Source organism: Streptomyces sp. CA-288835, from assembly GCF_050936385.1.
GTDB lineage: Bacteria > Actinomycetota > Actinomycetes > Streptomycetales > Streptomycetaceae > Streptomyces.
The window spans coordinates 4,046,885-4,064,511 of the sequence record NZ_JBNJMW010000001.1; the positions used below are offsets into that span (position 1 = coordinate 4,046,885).

General features: G+C 68.6%; 12 protein-coding genes. 4 read left to right on the forward strand and 8 right to left on the reverse strand.

Annotated features, from left to right (window positions below; genetic code table 11):
- Positions 1-252: 252 nt before the first annotated feature.
- The 3 genes from galK to galT are packed head-to-tail and all read right to left on the reverse strand — an operon-like array spanning position 253 to position 3,425.
- Positions 253-1,395 carry a galactokinase gene (gene galK / locus ACQEVY_RS18095; protein ID WP_432949684.1) on the reverse strand — a complete coding sequence of 381 codons (1,143 nt, stop codon included), beginning with the start codon at positions 1,393-1,395 and terminating at the stop codon, positions 253-255.
- The gene (gene galE, locus ACQEVY_RS18100; RefSeq protein ID WP_432949686.1) at positions 1,396-2,364 is read right to left on the reverse strand and encodes a UDP-glucose 4-epimerase GalE; all 969 of its coding nucleotides are present in this window, start codon (positions 2,362-2,364) and stop codon (positions 1,396-1,398) included.
- Positions 2,361-3,425 (reverse strand): galactose-1-phosphate uridylyltransferase, encoded by a 1,065-nt coding sequence (gene galT / locus ACQEVY_RS18105; protein ID WP_432955287.1) that lies wholly within the window; start codon positions 3,423-3,425, stop codon positions 2,361-2,363. The genes galE and galT overlap by 4 nt, the downstream gene beginning before the upstream one ends.
- 191 nt (positions 3,426-3,616) lie before the next feature.
- On the opposite strand from galT, the gene ACQEVY_RS18110 reads away from it, so the two are divergent.
- Positions 3,617-5,311 (forward strand): sodium:solute symporter family protein, encoded by a 1,695-nt coding sequence (locus ACQEVY_RS18110; protein WP_432949688.1) that lies wholly within the window; start codon positions 3,617-3,619, stop codon positions 5,309-5,311.
- 22 nt (positions 5,312-5,333) lie between these two features.
- Positions 5,334-5,645, forward strand: coding sequence for a hypothetical protein (locus ACQEVY_RS18115; RefSeq protein ID WP_432949690.1), 312 nt, complete (start codon positions 5,334-5,336; stop codon positions 5,643-5,645).
- Positions 5,646-5,767: 122 nt separating this feature from the next.
- On the opposite strand, the gene ACQEVY_RS18120 is transcribed toward ACQEVY_RS18115, so the two are convergent.
- On the reverse strand, positions 5,768-6,619 hold the full coding sequence (locus ACQEVY_RS18120) for an MBL fold metallo-hydrolase (protein WP_432949692.1): 852 nt from the start codon (positions 6,617-6,619) through the stop codon (positions 5,768-5,770).
- A gap of 96 nt (positions 6,620-6,715) precedes the next feature.
- Here ACQEVY_RS18120 and ACQEVY_RS18125 point away from each other — a divergent pair, with 96 nt between their 5' ends.
- Entirely contained in the window at positions 6,716-7,753 is a 1,038-nt protein-coding gene (locus tag ACQEVY_RS18125; protein ID WP_432949694.1) for a helix-turn-helix domain-containing protein, read from the forward strand.
- A gap of 558 nt (positions 7,754-8,311) precedes the next feature.
- On the forward strand, positions 8,312-10,567 hold the full coding sequence (locus ACQEVY_RS18130) for a glycoside hydrolase family 97 catalytic domain-containing protein (RefSeq protein ID WP_432949696.1): 2,256 nt from the start codon (positions 8,312-8,314) through the stop codon (positions 10,565-10,567).
- 153 nt (positions 10,568-10,720) lie between these two features.
- Here the strand turns inward: ACQEVY_RS18130 and ACQEVY_RS18135 are convergent, their stop codons facing one another.
- The 4 genes from ACQEVY_RS18135 to ACQEVY_RS18150 all read right to left on the reverse strand — a co-directional run bounded on the left by ACQEVY_RS18135 (position 10,721) and on the right by ACQEVY_RS18150 (position 17,519).
- A complete protein-coding gene (locus ACQEVY_RS18135) occupies positions 10,721-11,416 on the reverse strand; it encodes a helix-turn-helix transcriptional regulator (protein ID WP_328769314.1) in 696 nt (231 codons plus the stop codon).
- Positions 11,417-11,702: 286 nt separating this feature from the next.
- The gene (locus tag ACQEVY_RS18140; RefSeq protein ID WP_432949698.1) at positions 11,703-13,610 is read right to left on the reverse strand and encodes a PQQ-binding-like beta-propeller repeat protein; all 1,908 of its coding nucleotides are present in this window, start codon (positions 13,608-13,610) and stop codon (positions 11,703-11,705) included.
- A 67-nt stretch (positions 13,611-13,677) separates the two neighbouring features.
- On the reverse strand, positions 13,678-15,489 hold the full coding sequence (locus tag ACQEVY_RS18145; RefSeq protein WP_432949700.1) for a PQQ-binding-like beta-propeller repeat protein: 1,812 nt from the start codon (positions 15,487-15,489) through the stop codon (positions 13,678-13,680).
- 224 nt (positions 15,490-15,713) lie between these two features.
- Positions 15,714-17,519, reverse strand: a complete 1,806-nt coding sequence (locus tag ACQEVY_RS18150; RefSeq protein WP_432949702.1) for an ABC-F family ATP-binding cassette domain-containing protein — start codon at positions 17,517-17,519, stop codon at positions 15,714-15,716.
- Positions 17,520-17,627 lie beyond the last annotated feature (108 nt).

Sequence of the window (17,627 nt, forward strand, 5' to 3'; positions counted from 1 at the left end):
AGGCCCTGAACCCCACCAGGGGCTCCGCCCCTGGACCCCGCTCGGGGCTCCGCCCCGGACCCCGATTCGGGGGCCAGCCCCCGGACCCCCGGTCCTCAATCGCCGGACGGGCTGAATTTCAGCCCGTCCGGCGATTGAGGACGAGGCCGCCAGGCCGATAGCGGGGCCTGGGGCGCAGCCCCAGCGGGGTCCAGGGGCGGAGCCCCTTGGTATGGGACGGGTAGGGGCGGCGGGGGCGAAGAAACCCCGAGCTCAAGCCACCCGCCGCGCCCCCGCCGAAGGCACCGCCGCGAACACCCGTGGTGCCGTGAACCCCGCCGACGCGAACGCCTCTTCCACCGCCTTCGCGACCGTGCCCGCATCCGAGGCCTCGACCAACACGATCGCCGAGCCGCCGAAACCGCCGCCCGTCATGCGGGCGCCCAGCGCGCCGGCCTCGTTCGCCGTCGAGACGACCAGGTCCAGCTCCGGGCAGGAGATGCGGAGGTCGTCCCGGAGCGACGCGTGGCCGTCCGTCAGTACGGGGCCGATCGCTCGTACGTCGCCCGCGTCCAGCAGGGCGATGACCTGTTCCACGCGGTGGTCGTCCGAGACGACGTGGCGTACATAGCGGCGTACGCGTTCGTCGGACAGGCGGGACAGCGCGGCGTCCAGGTCGGCGTACGCCACGTCCCGCAGGTGGGAGACGCCCAGGATGCGCGCGCCCTCCTCGCAGCCCTCCCGGCGTTCCGCGTACTCGCCGTCGCCCAGGGCGTGCTTGACGCGGGTGTCGACGACCAGGAGTTGCAGACCGTGGGCGGGCAGGTCGAAGGGGACCTGGCGGATGGAGAGGTCGCGGCAGTCGAGGTGGAGGGCGTGGCCCTCGGTGCAGCAGGCGGACGCCGTCTGGTCCATGATGCCGCAGGGGACGCCGACGAAATCGTTCTCCGCACGCTGGGAGACGCGGGCCAACTCCGGTCCCGTAAGGCCGAGTTCGAAGAGGTCGTTCAACGCCAACGCCGTCACGACCTCCAGCGCGGCCGAGGAGGACAGGCCGGCACCCGTCGGCACCGTCGAGCTGAGGTGGATGTCCGCGCCGGTCACCGTGTGGCCCGCCTCGCGCAGGACCCACACGACGCCCGCCGGGTACGCCGCCCAGCTGGTGTTCGTCAGCGGTGCCAGCTCGTCGACGTGCAGCTCGACGACCGGGCCCTCGATGTCGGCCGAATGCAGCCGCAGCACGCCGTCGTCGCGGCGCGAGACGGCCGCCACCGCGGTGTGCGGCAACGCGAGGGGCATCACGAAACCTTCGTTGAAGTCCGTGTACTCGCCGATCAGGTTGACCCGGCCGGGGGCTGCCCAGACTCCCTCGGGAGCCGTCCCGTACAGCTCCTCGAAGCCTTCCCGTACGCCCACCTACTGCTCCTTCGACACGTTCTGTGCGAACGCCCACGCGTCCGCCACGATCCCCGCGAGATCCGCGCGGGACGGGTTCCAGCCGAGCCGTTCGCGGGCCGTCTGCGCGGAGGCCACCAGCACCGCGGGGTCGCCGCCCCGGCGGGGGGCAGCCACCTCGGGAATCGGGTGCCCGGTCACCTGGCGGACGGTTTCGATGACCTCGCGGACCGAGAAGCCGTTGCCGTTGCCGAGGTTGCAGATCAGGTGCTCGCCCGCGACGGCCGCGTCCAGCGCCAGCAGGTGGGCCTCCGCCAGATCCGCGACGTGGATGTAGTCGCGGATGCAGGTGCCGTCCGGCGTCGGGTAGTCGTCGCCGAAGACGGAGATGGCCTCGCGCCTGCCCTGGGCGACCTGGAGGACGAGTGGGATGAGGTGCGACTCGGGGTCGTGGCGCTCGCCGCAACTGCCGTACGCGCCCGCCACGTTGAAGTAGCGCAGCGACACCGCGCCCAGGCCGTGGGCGGCCGCCTCGCCGCTGATCATGTGGTCGACGGCGAGCTTCGAGGCGCCGTACGGGTTCGTCGGTGCCGTTGGCGCGGACTCGACGATGGGGGTTTCCTCCGGCTCGCCGTACGTGGCGGCGGTGGAGGAGAAGACGAGCTTGCGGACGCCCGTGGTGCGCATGGCCTCAAGGAGGGCCATTGTGCCGCCGACGTTGTTCTCCCAGTACTTCTCGGGCTTCACGACCGACTCGCCGACCTGCGAGAACGCGGCGAAGTGCAGCACGGCGTCGAAGGAGGAGTCCAGCCACTTGGCGGCATCACGGATGTCGCCCTCGATGAAGGAAGCACCGGTGGGCACACCCTCGCGGAAGCCGGTCGAGAGGTTGTCGAGGACGACGACCTCGTGGCCCGCCTCCAGCAGATGCTGTGCGACCACACTGCCGACATAGCCCGCACCGCCGGTGACCAGGTACTTCCCACTCATGAACTCGCTACCTCTCGCAGTCGCTGGGCCGCGGTCTCCGGCGGCACGTCGTTGATGAACACGCTCATGCCGGATTCGGAACCCGCGAGGAACTTCAGCTTGCCGGAAGTGCGGCGAATGGTGAAAAGCTCCAGGTGGAGCGCGAAGTCGTCACGGCTGACTCCCTCGAACTCCTCCAGCGTGCCGAACGGCGCCTGATGCCAGGCGGAGATGTACGGCGTCGGAGGCTCACCCTCGCCGAAGATCCGGTCGAAGCGCCTCAACAGTTCCAGATACACCCGGGCGAACTCTGTGCGGGCGTCCTCATCGAGTCCCAGAAGGTCGGGCACCCGCCGCTTCGGGTAGAGGTGCACCTCGTACGGCCAGTGCGCCGCGTACGGCACGAAGGCCACCCAGTGCTCGGCGTCCAGCACGATCCGGTCGCCGTCGGACAGTTCGCGGGCGACCACGTCGTCGAAGAGGTTCTCCCCGCCGGTCGCCTCCTTGTGCGCGGCAAGTGAGCGCAGCATCAGGGCCGTACGAGGGGTGGTGAAGGGGTACGCATAGATCTGCCCGTGCGGATGTCCGAGCGTCACGCCGATCTCGGCGCCGCGGTTCTCGAAGCAGAAGACCTGCTCCACGGAGGGGAGATGGGACAGCTCGGCGGTGCGGTCGGTCCAGGCCTCCAGGACGAGGCCTGCCTGTTCCTCCGTCAGATCCGCGAAGGACGCGTCGTGGTCGGAGGTGAAGCAGACGACCTCGCAGCGGCCGGAGTCGCCGGCGAGGGAGGGGAAGCGGTTCTCGAAGACGGCGACGTCGTACGAGGAGTCCGGTATCTCGCTGAGCCGGTCACCCTCGGACGGGCACAGGGGGCACTCGTTCGCCGGCGGGTGGTAGGTGCGGCCCTGGCGGTGCGAGGCGATCGCGACCGAGTCGCCGAGCAGCGGATCGCGGCGCACCTCAGACGTGGTGACGGTCGGGTCGAGCGGTCTGCGGTCGACCGCGTCGCGGACCGCGTCATCGCGCGCGTCGTAGTAGATGAGCTCACGACCGTCGGCCAGCCGGGTCGAGGTCTTCTTCACGGAACCGAGCCCTTCCTCCTGCGCCGCGCTCTCTAGGCGCACTCATCCAACAGAACTGAACACAATAAACCACAATTCCTCACGCCAGTCAACATCACAATCAAACAAAGATCCCCATCGCGGCTGTTCAATTCTTGAAGCGGGAGGCGTAACTTCCGCCCTGATCTGTGCACGCAACGAAGCGAGTTCATATGCAGACCCCCACAAATCTGCCCCCCACCCATCTCGCTCAAGAACTCCGACTCCCCACCAACTGGCTCGACTACACGATCCTGGCGATCTACTTCGTCGTCGTCCTCGGCATCGGTTTCGCCGCCCGCCGCTCGGTCAAGACCAGCCTCGACTTCTTCCTCTCCGGGCGCTCCCTGCCCGCCTGGGTCACCGGTCTCGCGTTCGTCGCGGCCAACCTGGGCGCCACCGAGATCCTGGGCATGGCCGCGAACGGCGCACAATACGGCGCGTACACCGTGCACTGGTACTGGGTCGGCGCCATCCCCGCCATGGTCTTCCTCGGCCTGGTGATGATGCCCTTCTACTACGGGTCGAAGGTGCGCTCCGTACCGGAGTTCCTGCTGCTGCGCTTCGACAAGTCGGCGCATCTGCTCAGCTCGGTCCTGTTCGCCTTCGCCGCGATCCTCATCGCGGGCGTCAACCTCTACGCCCTCGCGATCGTCGTCGAGGCGCTGCTCGGCTGGCCGGAGTGGGTGTCCATCGTGGTCGCCGGCTTCTTCGTCCTCGCGTACATCACCGTCGGCGGTCTGTCCTCGGCGATCTACAACGAGGTGCTCCAGTTCTTCGTCATCCTCGCCGCGCTCATCCCGCTCACCCTCCTCGGCCTGAAGAAGGTCGGCGGCTGGGACGGCTTGACCGACTCGCTGACGCAGAGTCACAGCGCGGACTTCGTCACGGCGTGGGGCGGAACCGGCATCGGCAACGACAACCCGCTCGGCGCCAACTGGCTGACCATCGTCCTCGGCCTCGGCTTCGTCCTCTCCTTCGGCTACTGGACGACCAACTTCGCCGAGGTGCAGCGCGCCCTGTCGGCGAAGAACCTCAGCGCGGGCAAGCGGACTCCGCTGATCGCCGCGTTCCCGAAGATCTTCATCGTCTTCGTGGTGATGACTCCGGGCCTGATCGCCGCCGCCCTCGTCCCGAACATCGGCACGCCGGACTCGGACCTCACCTACAACGACGCGATCCCCTATCTGATGGAGCAGTTACTGCCGAACGGTGTGCTCGGGATCGCGGTGACCGGTCTCCTCGCCGCGTTCATGGCGGGCATGGCGGCCAACATCTCCTCCTTCAACACGGTCTTCACGTCCGACATCTGGGCGAAGTACGTGGTCAAGGGCCGCGACGACGCGTACTACCTGCGCTTCGGCCGGTTGATCACCGCGATCGGTGTACTGGCCTCGATCGGCACCGCGTTCCTGGCGTCGTCGTTCTCGAACATCATGAGCTACCTGCAGACGCTGTTCTCCTTCTTCAACGTGCCGATGTTCGTCGTCTTCATCATCGGTCTGTTCTGGAAGCGAGCGTCCATGAAATCCGGCTTCTGGGGCCTGCTCGTGGGCACGACGGCAGCGATGGTGAACTACTTCGTGATCTACAAACAGGGCGTCATCGACATCCCCTCCGACCAGGGCGCCAACTTCGTCTCGGCGATAGCCGGCTTCGTCGCCGGAGCGGTGGTGATGTTCGCGGTCTCGCTCTTCACGGCACCGAAGCCGGAGGCCGAGCTCCAGGGGCTGGTGTACGGCACCCGCTCCCCCGGCATGGACGAGCCGCCCGCGGCGGGCGACGAGGCCTGGTACCGCAAGCCCGCCCTGCTGGGCTGGGGAGCGATCGCCCTGGCCGCGGCCTGCTACATCCCCTTCTCCTTCTGACCAGCGGAGCTGAGGTACCACCATGAGCGACTACGAGTACCAGCACGAGGTCGAGGAGTTGGAGCGCAAGTCCGCGACCGCCGCCCGGCTCTTCGACATCCGCCGCATCATCGGCGGCCTCTTCATGATCTACGGCGTCATCGTCACGATCGCCGGCCTCACGGTCTCGGACGCGGACCTGGACAAGGCGGAGGGTGTGAACATCAACCTGTGGACGGGGCTGGGGATGCTCGCCCTGGGCCTGTTCTTCCTGGTGTGGCTGAAGCTGAACCCCACACCGCCCCCACCGGACGTACCCCTGCCGGACGATACGGAGCACCGCGAAACCCAGTAACCACCGCGTCTGGGGCCGGAGTTCAGTAGCCAGTCCGCGGTCGAGCAGCCGGTGACTCCGCCGGTCGGCAGGGTGGTACCTGCCGACCGGCGGGCCGCTTGACCGGCAACGTACGTTCCGGCTCAGCCTCCGAACACCTCCGGTGGCACGCCCAGTTCCTTGGGTCCGACAAGCCCGAACGAGGGGCCTCGGGTGAGCCAGAGCACCATGGGCAAGGACCGGTCGGGGTATCGGCGGCTCATTTCGCGGGCGATGTCCGCGATGGGTACCCGTGGCTTGGCTACCTCCTGGTAGTCCTCCAGCCAGGCGCGGGTGTCGTCGATCACCTCTTCCCCGCCCACCGGGCCATGGCCCGGGACCACGATCCGGTGTTCTCCCAGCGCCCGGACCTGCTCCAGGGCGGTGAGCCATGACGCGGGGTTGTTGGTGTCCGCCATGTAGCAGTGCGAGTGGTGGTTCAGCAGGTCCCCGGCGATCAGGGCTTGCGCGTCGGGCACGTGGAAGGCAGTCGCGTGCACCGTCTCGGCCACCGGGAGGTCCACGAAGACCACGGCGTGCCCCTCCAGGGAATAGCTGTCCCCGGTCAGTGGTTCGGGCACCGGCATCTCGTCGGGGATCTGGTCGCCGAAGGCTTCCTGCCAGTGCAGGCGTTTGGCCGGCCACTCCAGGATCCCGTCGATGACGCCCTGCCGGGCCAGGATCGGGACGTCGGGGAAGGCGGAGGCGATCTCACCCATGCCGCCGTAGTGGTCCGGGTGCGCGTGCGTGATGAACGCCGCCTTGAGCCGCTTACCGCTGTCACGGACGCGGTCGGCGAGTTCGCGTGCCTCGTCGAGGACGAACTGCACGTCGATCAGGATCGCGTCGTGCTCGCCGCTGATGAGGACGCAGTTCGGCGACAGAGCCGGTTCGGATCCCGCGAACACATCGAACCGAAGCCCGCCTCGCTGCTCCGAGAAGATAGTGGTGAGCATGGGTCATTCCTCTCTGACCGGCCCTTTTCGTTCCACTCGGTGCGTGGCATCCTCTGAGCCGTGCGGTAACGCTAAGGAAACCTGGGAATCCGTGACATGACTGGGAGCGCGCCGTTTCCGGCACCACAGCGCAGCGACGACGCCGGCGCGGACGTCGAGCGGCGCTTCACCACGCTCGGCCTGGACCATGGCCAGTGGGACTACTGGAGCGAGGTGACCCGTACGGCGTTCGTCGCCATGCGCGCGGCCGCGCTGCCCGGCGCGGTCCCCGTCTCCGCGCAGCACGGCTTCGCCGCTTCCGCTGTCGCCCGGGTGACGGGCGGGCTGCTGGTCAGCACCGTGCGGGCGGATCCGCACGAGGCCGCCCGTACGCCTGACCTGGTCAGGAGAGCGGCAGGCGAGGACTTCTTCCTGACGCTGCTCACCGAGGGGTCGGGCAGGCTCCGGCAAGGCGACCGCGCCGCCGAGGTGGGTCCCGGCGACTTCGCCCTCGTGGACAGCGCCCATCCCTACGTGTTCCGCTTCGACCGCCCGTTCCGCTCGGTGGTCCTGCAGATACCCCGCGCGATGCTCACCTCCCGCTGCGCCGTCGCCGAGCACGTCACCGCCGTACCGTTCCGGACCGCACGCGGCATGGGCGCCTTCGTCAGCCCCGTCCTGTGCGCCCTGGCCGAACAACGCCATGACCTTGACGAGGCGACCGCCGCAGCGTTCATGAGGAACCTTCTCGACCTCCTGGCCACCGCGTGCGACGCCCTCGGCTCGGACGTCTCCGGGAAAGCGAGTGCGGCCGTTCACCGCCGTGATCTTCGGCGGGCCAAGGCCTACCTCGCCGACCGGCTCCACGACCCCGGGCTTACGCTGCTCGCCGCCAGCCAGGACCTGGGCTTCTCACTGCGTTATCTGCACGAGTTGTTCCGCGAGGCCGACACCACACCGCGCGCATGGCTCTACGTCCAGCGGCTCGACCGCGCCCGCGCGATGCTGTCGGGAGACGGACACGACGCTCAGAGCATCAGCAGCATCGCGCTGCGCGTCGGGTTCAAGGACGCTTCCCACTTCTCCCGGGCGTTCAAGTCCCGCTTCGGCACCAGCCCCGCCACCTACCGCAGGACGGCCGCAAGGGCACCGTAGGGAACCCCCGTCCCGGCCGCGATGAGCCGCGTGGTCCTCGCCCTCCGCGACGCGGACCAGGACCTCGACCTCACTTCTGGGTGTCGGGCACCGGATGTCACGTATGAAGTTCGGCCATGTGACCTGTCCGTGTCAACGGGCGTGCAGGGATGAATTGCCATCCGCAGGAAGCCACTTTGCCCGTTAAAGGAAGTGTTACTGCGATTCGCCCGTCGCCAGACATCGCATGTATGGCGACTCCCCGCCTGACTTTTCCGGTCACGCGGGCTACTGCTGCGTAGGCATTGACGCGTCTCCCTTCCCACACTTAGCGTCTGCCCGACCTTACGAACGCCGTTCGATTTATCGAACACACCACAGGATGCCACCTCCCGCGCGACGAACTGACCCGACGCCGACCGGGATGCCGGCGCCTTCACGGCGACCCCCACCCCCCCACCCGCCAACCGCCCACGCAGCCTGCGAACGGTTTGCTCCAGTCGACCGTCGAGATCCCCCTCCCACTCCCGGCGCGTGCGATGCGCGGCGGACCTCACCCGCAACCCCCCGGAAGGCCACATGAGACTCCTCCAACGAAGCGTCGCCGGTACGGCCGCTGCCGTTCTCGCCGGCATCGGTTCGATCACCGCGGTGCCCGCATCCGCCGCCGAGCCGGGGAGCTGGACCTCGGTCCAGCCCGGTGCTCCGCAGACAGGCTGTGACGGCGTACGCGCCACTGTGGCGCTGGACGCGAACGGCGCCCTCTCGCTCGGCGCGAGCTGGAACTGCCGCCAAGCTCTGATACCCGCTCCGATCGGGCTGGTGACCAGCCAGGCCGACTTCACCACCGGACTGGACTTCGTCAGACGTACGGATACGCCCGTCTCGTACAACTACAAGGTCAAGGCGGGGAAGTCCCAGGACCGGACGCGGTCCGCGACCGAGACGCGACTGGTGTTCGCGAAGGGCTCCGCGCAGATGACCGTGCACGTCCGCACGTCCGCGGACGGTGTGGCGCTGCGCTACGAGCTGCCGTCGGGTGCGACGGTGCTGCGCGAGGCGACCTCGTTCGAACTGCCGACCAACGCCCAGCTGTCCCGGCAGGAGTTCACTCCCGACCACGAGAAGGGTTACGTCACCTCTCCGGTCGCCGACGTCCCGACGGGCTCGTATGACATGGGCATGTTCACCCAACAGGCCAACGGCGCGCGCGTGCTCCTCGCCGAGTCCGGTGTGGACGGAGGCTATTCGGGCGGCCGGTTCGCCCACACCCAGGGCACCGGCCGGTTCACCGTCGCGCTGGCCGACGCGCAGATCGCGCGATCCGGCGCGTTCACCACAGCGTGGCGCACCGCCGCCATCGGCAGCACGGCGACGATCGTGGAGTCCACGCTGGTCGACGACGTCGCGCCCGCGTCAAAGATCTCCGACACCTCGTGGATCAAGCCGGGTGTCGCCGCGTGGCCGTGGCTGGACGGCATGGAGCCCACCCAGCGCGACCTGCCCAAGCTCAAGCAGTGGGCCGACTACGCCTCCTCGCAGGGCTGGCCCTACCTCCTGGTGGACGCCGGCTGGAAGAGCAACCAGTCGATCATTCCCGAGCTCGTCAAGCACGCCCGGGCCCGCGGCGTGCAGGTCATGCTCTGGTACCACTGGAACGATCTGGACACCGCCGCTGAGCGGGACGCCGAGTTCACCAAGATCACCGGATGGGGAGTCGTCGGCGTCAAAATAGACTTCATGGGTTCCGAGGCCCAGGCCCGTCACCAGTGGTACGACGCGGCCCTGGCCGACACAGCCCGGCACAAGCTGATGGTCGACCTGCACGGCTCGCGCCTGTCCGTCGGTGTCCACCGCACCTGGCCGCACGTGCTGACCAATGAGGCCGTCCGGGGCGAGGAATACCCCGGTGGGCGGAACATCGGGCACGTGGCCGCGCTCCCGTTCACTCGCGGCCTGCTCGGCCCGGCCGACTACTCGCCGATGAGCTTCCAGCAGCGCAACCCGAACAGCGACGCCGCCGAACTCGCCCTCACCGTGCTCCTGGACAGCGGCATCATGCTGCCCGGCGGCCGCGTCTCGGACTACCAGGCCCGGCCCGAGGCACAGCGGTGGATGCGCATGCTGCCGGCCCTGTGGGACGAGACGAAGTACGTCTCGGGCGACCCGCTCGCCGGCGGGGTCATCGCTCGCCGCAGCGGCGACCGCTGGTTCGTCGGAGGGTTCAGGAGCGGCGGCGCCACCACCAGCAGCTACCCGACCACGTTCCTCGGCTCCGGTACCTGGCACGCGGAGATCACCACCGACGGCTCCAACGGCCTGAGCCGCACCAGCAAGGTCATCAAGGCCGGTGACACGCTGAGCGTCCCGGTGGTCGCCAACGGCGGCCATGTGGTCAAGCTGACCAAGGTCCCGGCCGTCCCGACCGGGAACCGCACGGTGGCCATCGCCGGCAGCAGCCACGTACTCGACGTGAAGAGCGGGAGCCTCGCGAACGACGCCGAGATCATCCGCTGGCCCAGCGCCGGCGGCGCCAACCAGCGCTTCGCGTTCGTGCCCCTCGGCAACGGATACACGCGGATCGTCAACCAGGCGAGCGGCAAGGACGTCGTCATCCAGGTGGCCTCCCGCGACGCGGGCGCGAAGGCCGTCCAGTACCCGTACGAAGCCAACGCGAACACCAACGACGAATGGCTGGCGGAAGACGCGGGCAACGGCCGGATCCGGCTCCTCAACCGCCACAGCGGTCTCTACCTCACCGCGGGCAACGCCCAGGGCGACCGACTGGAGCAACGCCCGTACGGCGCCGGCCACCAGACGTTCACCGTCTCCTGAGGCCGCTGAAGGAGACAGCCATTTAGCAGTACACATCCCAAGAGTCCCGGCCCGCTGGTAGGCGATCTACCTTGGGCCGGGACCTCGTGGCAGGTGCCGCCTTCCCCGGCGGCGGAGAAGGCAACGACTGCCAAGGCATACGCTCCGGCGTCCTCAGTCCGGCGGCTCCGGAAACCGTTCGCTGACCGGGCCCGCCCGGTCCAGCAGCCCCGTCCGCGCCGCCAGCGCCGCCGCCTCCAGGCGCGAGCCCACGCCCAACTTCATCAGTACTCGCTGTACGTGCGTACGGGCCGTGCTCGGCGCGATCCCCATCCCGGCCGCGATCAGCCGCGTGTCCTCGCCCTCCGCGACCCGGACCAGGACCTCGACCTCCCGCGGTGTGAGCATCTGCAGCAGACGCTGGCCCTCGTCGTCCGGCTGGACGGCCGGGTTGAGGAGTTCGCTGAAGGCGCCCTGGAGCAGTTGCGGGGCGACCGCCGCCTCCCCCGCGCGGGCCTTCATGATGGCGCGCTCGACGCCCTCGATGCGTTCGTCGTGTCGTACGTAGCCCGAGGCGCCGGCGGCGAAGGCGGCCGCGATTCCCCGTGGGTTCGGCACCGGGCCGAGGACCAGTACCGCCACCTGCGGGCGTTCGCGTTTGATCTTCACCACCGGGTCGAAGATGCCCGGTTCGGCGGGTGTCGCCGTACCGATCAGGCACACCTCGGGTGCCCTCGTGATCACCAGTTCCGCCGCCCCCGCGGCGGGCGCCGCCGCGGCGAGCACGCGGTGTCCGCGCAGCTTCAGAGCCGAGGCCAACGCCTCGGCGAGCAGACGGTGGTCATCGACCACCATGAGCCGCACACCCATCGAGCCCAACCCCCCAGTTCCCCCAGGTCCCCAACTGGTCCCCCATGGACAGGAGCCCCCCCCGGCTCTCCATCCCCCGGAAGCTACACGCTTGTTCGACGTTGCGCTTCCCCTACCGGTGAGAAGTGCCCGGATTGCCAAAATTCCTCGCATTCGCGAGCGAGCGAGGAAACGATCGAGGACAAGCGTAGGCCCCGCCCCTGAGCAGGGACGGGGCCTTGATCCACGTAGGGACGCCTTGATCGTCGTACGACCGGAAAGGGCCGCCTCTCGATCGCCGTACGCCCTACTGCGCGCCGAATCCGATCGCCGTGTACTTCTCGCCCGTGGAGGACGTGGGCTTGCTGATCAGGTCCTGGCCCATGAAGAGGCGGCCGTCGGTGTAGAGCATCTCGGACGACTTCGGGACCATGCTGCTGATCGCGTTGCGGACCTGCTCGGAGGCCGGGGTGACCAGGAGCTTGGTCTGCTCGAAGCTGCCGCCGTTGATCGAGACGACCTCGGAGCCCTTGTCGTAGGGGCCCTGCTTGTACGCGATGATGTTGCCGCCGTCCATCCGGATCGGGAAGATCTCGTAGCCGTCACCGGCGTCGGCGCGGTCGCCCGCGGTCTTGCCGGTGGCCAGCGAGAAGGAGATCACCTCGTTGGTGCGGCTGTACTCCTTCGTCCCGTCGTGCTGCCTGGTCGGGACGTAGAGCTTGTCGTTGCCGACGAGGATGCCCTTGCAGTCGTGGATCTTGCCGACGCCGCAGTCGTGGTCGTACTTCTCGTCCTCCATCGCGATCTTGGTACGGAGCTTGCCGCTCTCATCCAGCGAGAAGATGTCCGAGGTGCCGGTCCCGGTGGGGTTGTCGGGGTCGGATTCCACACCGAACACGACCGGCTTGGTGGAGATCACCTTGGCGTTGTCGATGCCCGCGGGCAGCTTGTACGTCCACTGGACGCTGCCGTCCTTGGGGTTGAGCAGCTGGACCTCGATCTTCTCCTCGCCGAAGTCACCGCACTTGCGCACGGCGACCAGCTGCTCGCCTCCGCGGTAGCCCAGGTCCTCGCACTCCTCGACCTTCGGCTGCCACAGGATCTTGCCGGTCGTGAGGTCGAAGCCCGCGCCGCCGTCGAGGCCCGCGCCCACCGCGACCGTGGTGCCGGTGATGCTGGCTTCCTCGAACTTGGCCTTCTCGCTGCCGTCGCCCACGGACTTGGTCCACAGCGGTTTGCCGGTGTTGAGGTTGAAGGCCGTGACCTCGGTGCAGCCCGGGTACTTGTTGGTCTTGCTGCGCTTGGATCCCTCGGAGATCACCACGGTCACACCGTCCTCGGTGATCTCGGGCGAGGCCGCGCAGCTGAGACCCTTCAGCGGCATCGTCCAGGTCTCCTTGCCGGAGGCCGGGTCGTAGCCGATGACCTCGTTGAGGCCGGCCTTGGCGTACACCTTGTCCGTCAGCCAGGAGCCCCCCACGCTCCAGACCTCGTCGTCGGGCACCTCGGCCTGGGGCACCTGGAAGAGGACCTTGGCGCTGGTGCTGGACGGCACCTTCTCCGAGCCGCCCCCGTCGGGAGCCTCCTTGCCGGAGTCGCCCTTGCCGTCCTCGCCACCGGTGCCGCCGGACGAACCGGAGGCGTCGGGCTTGTCGTCGCCGCTCGTGGTCGTGTACCAGATTCCGCCACCCACGATGAGGCCGATGGCCAGGACAGCCGCGACGATGATCATCAGCTGGGCGTTGAGCTTGCGTCCGCCGCCCGGCGCCTGCGGCTGGAGCGGCATCGTCGAGGGCTGCGGGTAGCCGTACTGGGGCTGCTGGCCCGGGTAGCCGTAACCGGGCTGGCCCGGGGGCTGCGTCTGCGGATAGCCGTACGGCTGGGGCGGGGCCGTCGGGGGTGGAGTCCCGGGGGCCTGCGGTGCCTGCGGGTAGCCGTAGCCGGGGTTCGGCGGAGTGCCCTGCTGCGGATGGCCCTGCGGCGGGGTCGGCGCACCGAAACCGCCAGGCGGCGGGCTCTGCGGGGCGCCGAACCCACCCGGAGGCGGGTCCTGGGGAGCCCCGAATCCGTTCGGCGGCGGGTCCTGCGGGGCGCCGAAACCACCGGGCGGGGGGCTCTGCGGAGCCCCGAAACCACCCGGCTGCGGGTCCTGGGGTGCGCCCGAACCGCCTTCCTGCGGCGGCTGGTTGGGCGGCGGGGGCGGCGGCTGACTCATGACGGGTTACCTCGGAAAACTCGGAGAAGAAGAAGGAGAAGGGAGGAGCGGGACGAGGGCCGGCGGGTCACTTGCCGTAGGCCAGCATCAGCTTTTCCTTGGTCTCGTCACGGCCCGACAGCCGGGTCGTGGAGATGTAGAAGCGCCCGTCCACGTAGTCCACGTCCTTCGAGTAGAAGCCGCTCTCGATGTCCGCGGTGCCCTGCGGGTTCTGCAGCAGCTTCTTCGGTGTGTGGGAGCTGCCGCCCGTCGGGATGGACACGACCCGGCCGCCCGAGTCGTACGACGGCTCGATGTACGCGAGGAGATTCGTGCCGTCCATCTTCATCGGCAGCATGCGCTCTTCCACCGGGGACTTGGTGCGCCACTTCTCCTTGCCGGTGGCCAGGTTGATCGCGACAACCTCGTTGGCGCCGGTCTTCGCGTCGGTCGGCAGGTAGAGGGTGTCCTTGTCGGCCGCGACGCCCTGGCAGCCCTGCAGATCACGCGAGAGGATCGCCCAGCCGCACTCCGGTGCGAAGGACTCGTCGATGTCGACCTGCGCGGTCACGTTGCCGTTGTTCAGCGTGGAGATGTTCCACTGCTTCTTGTCCTCGTTGGTGAGGTACATGACGACGGGATCGGTGGAGTAAGTACGCGCGGCCTGCCAGCCCTTGGGGACCTTCCAGGTCCACTTGGCCTTTCCGGTGGCCGGGTCGAGTTCCTGCACCTCGTCGTGCTCGTTGTCGCTGCCGGCCGCGCAGGACGAGACGGCGACCAGCTTGCTGCCGCCCGCGAACGCGGCCGGGAAGCAGGCCGCGCCGTACCGCTTCTTTTCCCACAGCTTGTCGCCGGTCTTGACGTCGTAACCGACGCCCGACTGCCCGCGGCCGACCACCAACGTGCCGTCGGTGACGGTCAGTCCGAGCTGGAGCATGCTGTCGAAGAGTTCGCCCGCCGGGATCTCCTCGGTCCAGCCCTTCTTGCCGGTGTTGAGGTCGATCTCCATCAGCTGGTTGCAGTCGGCGGCGTCCTTGGCGCCCTCCTTGTACGCGACGACGATCTTGTCGTCGGCCGTCTTCTCCGGAGTGACCGAGCAGATCTCCTGCGGCAGCGTGATCTCGGGCCAGGCGGGCTTGCCGTCGCTGACGTTGTACGCGAAGACCTGCTTGTACGCGGCCTTCACCGCGGTCTTCTCGGTGATCCACATACCGGGGGCGTCGGCACCGGAACCGGGCGCGTCCGGCCCCTCCTTGTACCAGAGCACCTTCGATTCGCCCGCCTGACGGCCCGCGTTGAGGTCCTCGGGGTCCTCACCACCGTCGCCGTCACCGTCGCCGGGGTTGATCGGGTCCTCGCCCGCGGAGGGCTTGGCGCCAGCACTCTCCTTGGCTTCGGGCTTCTTGTCGCCGTCGCCGGACACAGCCCACACGGTGCCGCCGATGATGAGGGCGGCGGCCAGCGCGGCTCCGATGATGATGGCGGGCTTGCCCTTGAAGGGGTTGCTCGAGCCGCCGCCCGGCGGGGTGCCGGGCGGGCCGGGGAACTGGGGCTGCTGCGGGTAGCCGTAGCCGGGCTGGCCGTAGGGGCCGGACTGCTGAGGCTGTCCGTACGGTCCTGGCTGCGGGGCATACGGTCCCGGCTGGGCGTACGGGCCAGGCTGCTGACCGTACGGACCCGGCTGGTTGTACGGGCCGGGCTGCTGGGGGTAGCCGTAACCAGGCTGCGGCGCGGGCGGCGTTCCCGGAGCGCCGCCCTGGGGCGCGCCCTGCGGAGGCGGCGGCGCTTGCGGCGGCTGCGCGGGCGGCGGAGGCGCTCCCTGCCCCGGGTGCTGTCCACCCGCAGGATCCTGTGGAGCTCCGAACCCGCCCTGTGGCGGCTGGTTGGGCGGCTGGGACATCAGCGCGTTCCCCCTTCATCACTGATTTTTAGCCACGCCTAGAAGTACGTAGTGAATACGGAGTTGTACTCAGCGTCGTACTCAGACAGTTCAGACAGTTCTCAGACGGTTCTCAGACGGCCCTTTCTATCACCATGTCCAGATCGAACTCAGGGCCGGTCCATCCCCTGTTCCCAAGGGAGGACCGGCCCGTGATGCCGTCGTTACGCTCCTTCACGCACTCTTCACGCGTCGTCTGCGAGCTCCAGCCAGCGGGTCTCCAACTGCTCGCGTTCGGTGGCCAGTTCGCGCAGGTCGGCGTCCAGTTCGGCCACCTTCTCGAAGTCTGTGGCGTTCGCGGCGATTTGGTCGTGCAGTTTCTTCTCGTTCTCGGAGAGCTTGTCCAACTGCCGCTCGATCTTCTGGAGTTCCTTCTTCGCGGCGCGGGCGTCCGCGGCGGAGATTCCGGGCTTTTCGGCGGGGGGCGCCACGGGGGTACGGGCGGCCACGGCCTCCTCCATCTTGTGCCGCCGCTCCAGGTACTCGTCGATCCCGCGCGGCAGCATCCGCAGCGTCGCGTCGCCGAGCAGCGCGAACACCCGGTCCGTGGTCCGCTCGATGAAGAAGCGGTCGTGGGAGATCACGACCATGGAGCCGGGCCAGCCGTCGAGGACGTCTTCGAGCTGGGTGAGGGTCTCGATGTCGAGGTCGTTGGTGGGCTCGTCGAGGAAGAGGACGTTCGGCTCGTCCATGAGCAGCCGCAGGAGCTGCAGCCGACGCCGCTCACCACCGCTCAGATCGCCGACCGGCGTCCACTGCTTCTCCTTGTTGAAGCCGAAGGTCTCGCAGAGCTGACCGGCCGTCATCTCGCGTCCCTTGCCGAGGTCGACGCGGTCGCGGACCTGCTGCACGGCCTGCAACACCCTGAGGGCCGGGTCGAGTTCGGACACCTCCTGCGAGAGATAGGCGAGCTTCACGGTCTTGCCGACCACGACCCGTCCGCCCGCGGGCTGCCGCTCGCCCTCGCTGTACGCGGCGTCGGCCATCGCCCGGAGCAGGGAGGTCTTGCCCGCGCCGTTCACCCCGACGAGGCCGATACGGTCACCCGGGCCGAGCTGCCACGTCACATGCTTCAGCAGCACCTTCGGGCCGGCCTGCACGGTCACGTTCTCGAGGTCGAAGACGGTCTTGCCGAGCCGGGTGGAGGCGAACTTCATCAGCTCGCTGCTGTCCCGCGGCGGCGGTACGTCCGCGATCAGCTCGTTCGCGGCCTCGACACGGAAGCGCGGCTTGGACGTACGGGCCGGAGCCCCGCGACGCAGCCAGGCCAGCTCCTTCCTGACCAGGTTCTGCCGCTTGACCTCCTCGGTGGCCGCGATGCGCTCACGCTCGGCGCGCGCGAAGACGTAGTCGGAGTAACCGCCCTCGTACTCGTACACATCGCCCTTCTGCACGTCCCACATCCGCGTACATACCTGGTCGAGGAACCACCGGTCGTGCGTCACGCAGACGAGCGCCGACCGCCGCTCCCGCAGATGCTTCGCCAGCCAGGCGATGCCCTCCACGTCCAGGTGGTTCGTCGGCTCATCGAGAATGATCAGGTCCTGCTCGGCGATCAGCAGCTTGGCGAGCGCGATACGCCGCCGCTCGCCACCGGACAGCGGCCCGATGACGGTGTCGAGCCCCTGCGGGAACCCGGGCAGATCGAGCCCGCCGAACAGTCCCGTCAGTACGTCCCTGATCTTGGCGTTACCGGCCCACTCATGGTCGGCCATGTCCCGGATGACCTCGTGCCGGACGGTGGCGGCGGGGTCGAGCGAGTCGTGCTGGGTGAGCACCCCGACGTTCAGCCCGCCGGAGTGCGTGACACGCCCGGTGTCGGCCTCCTCCAGCTTGGCGAGCATCCGGATCAGCGTGGTCTTGCCGTCACCGTTGCGCCCGACGACGCCGATCCTGTCTCCCTCGGACACTCCGAGCGAGACACCGTCAAGCAGGGCACGGGTGCCGTACACCTTGCTGACGTTCTCGACATTGACGAGGTTGACGGCCATTTCTCTCCTGACGCGGGGATCGATCAGCCTTCAAGCGTAGGCCCTCCGGGCGGGGGGCCGGGGGTGCGGGTGTTGTCACTCTTTGTGATGACGTGATCGGGAACGGGC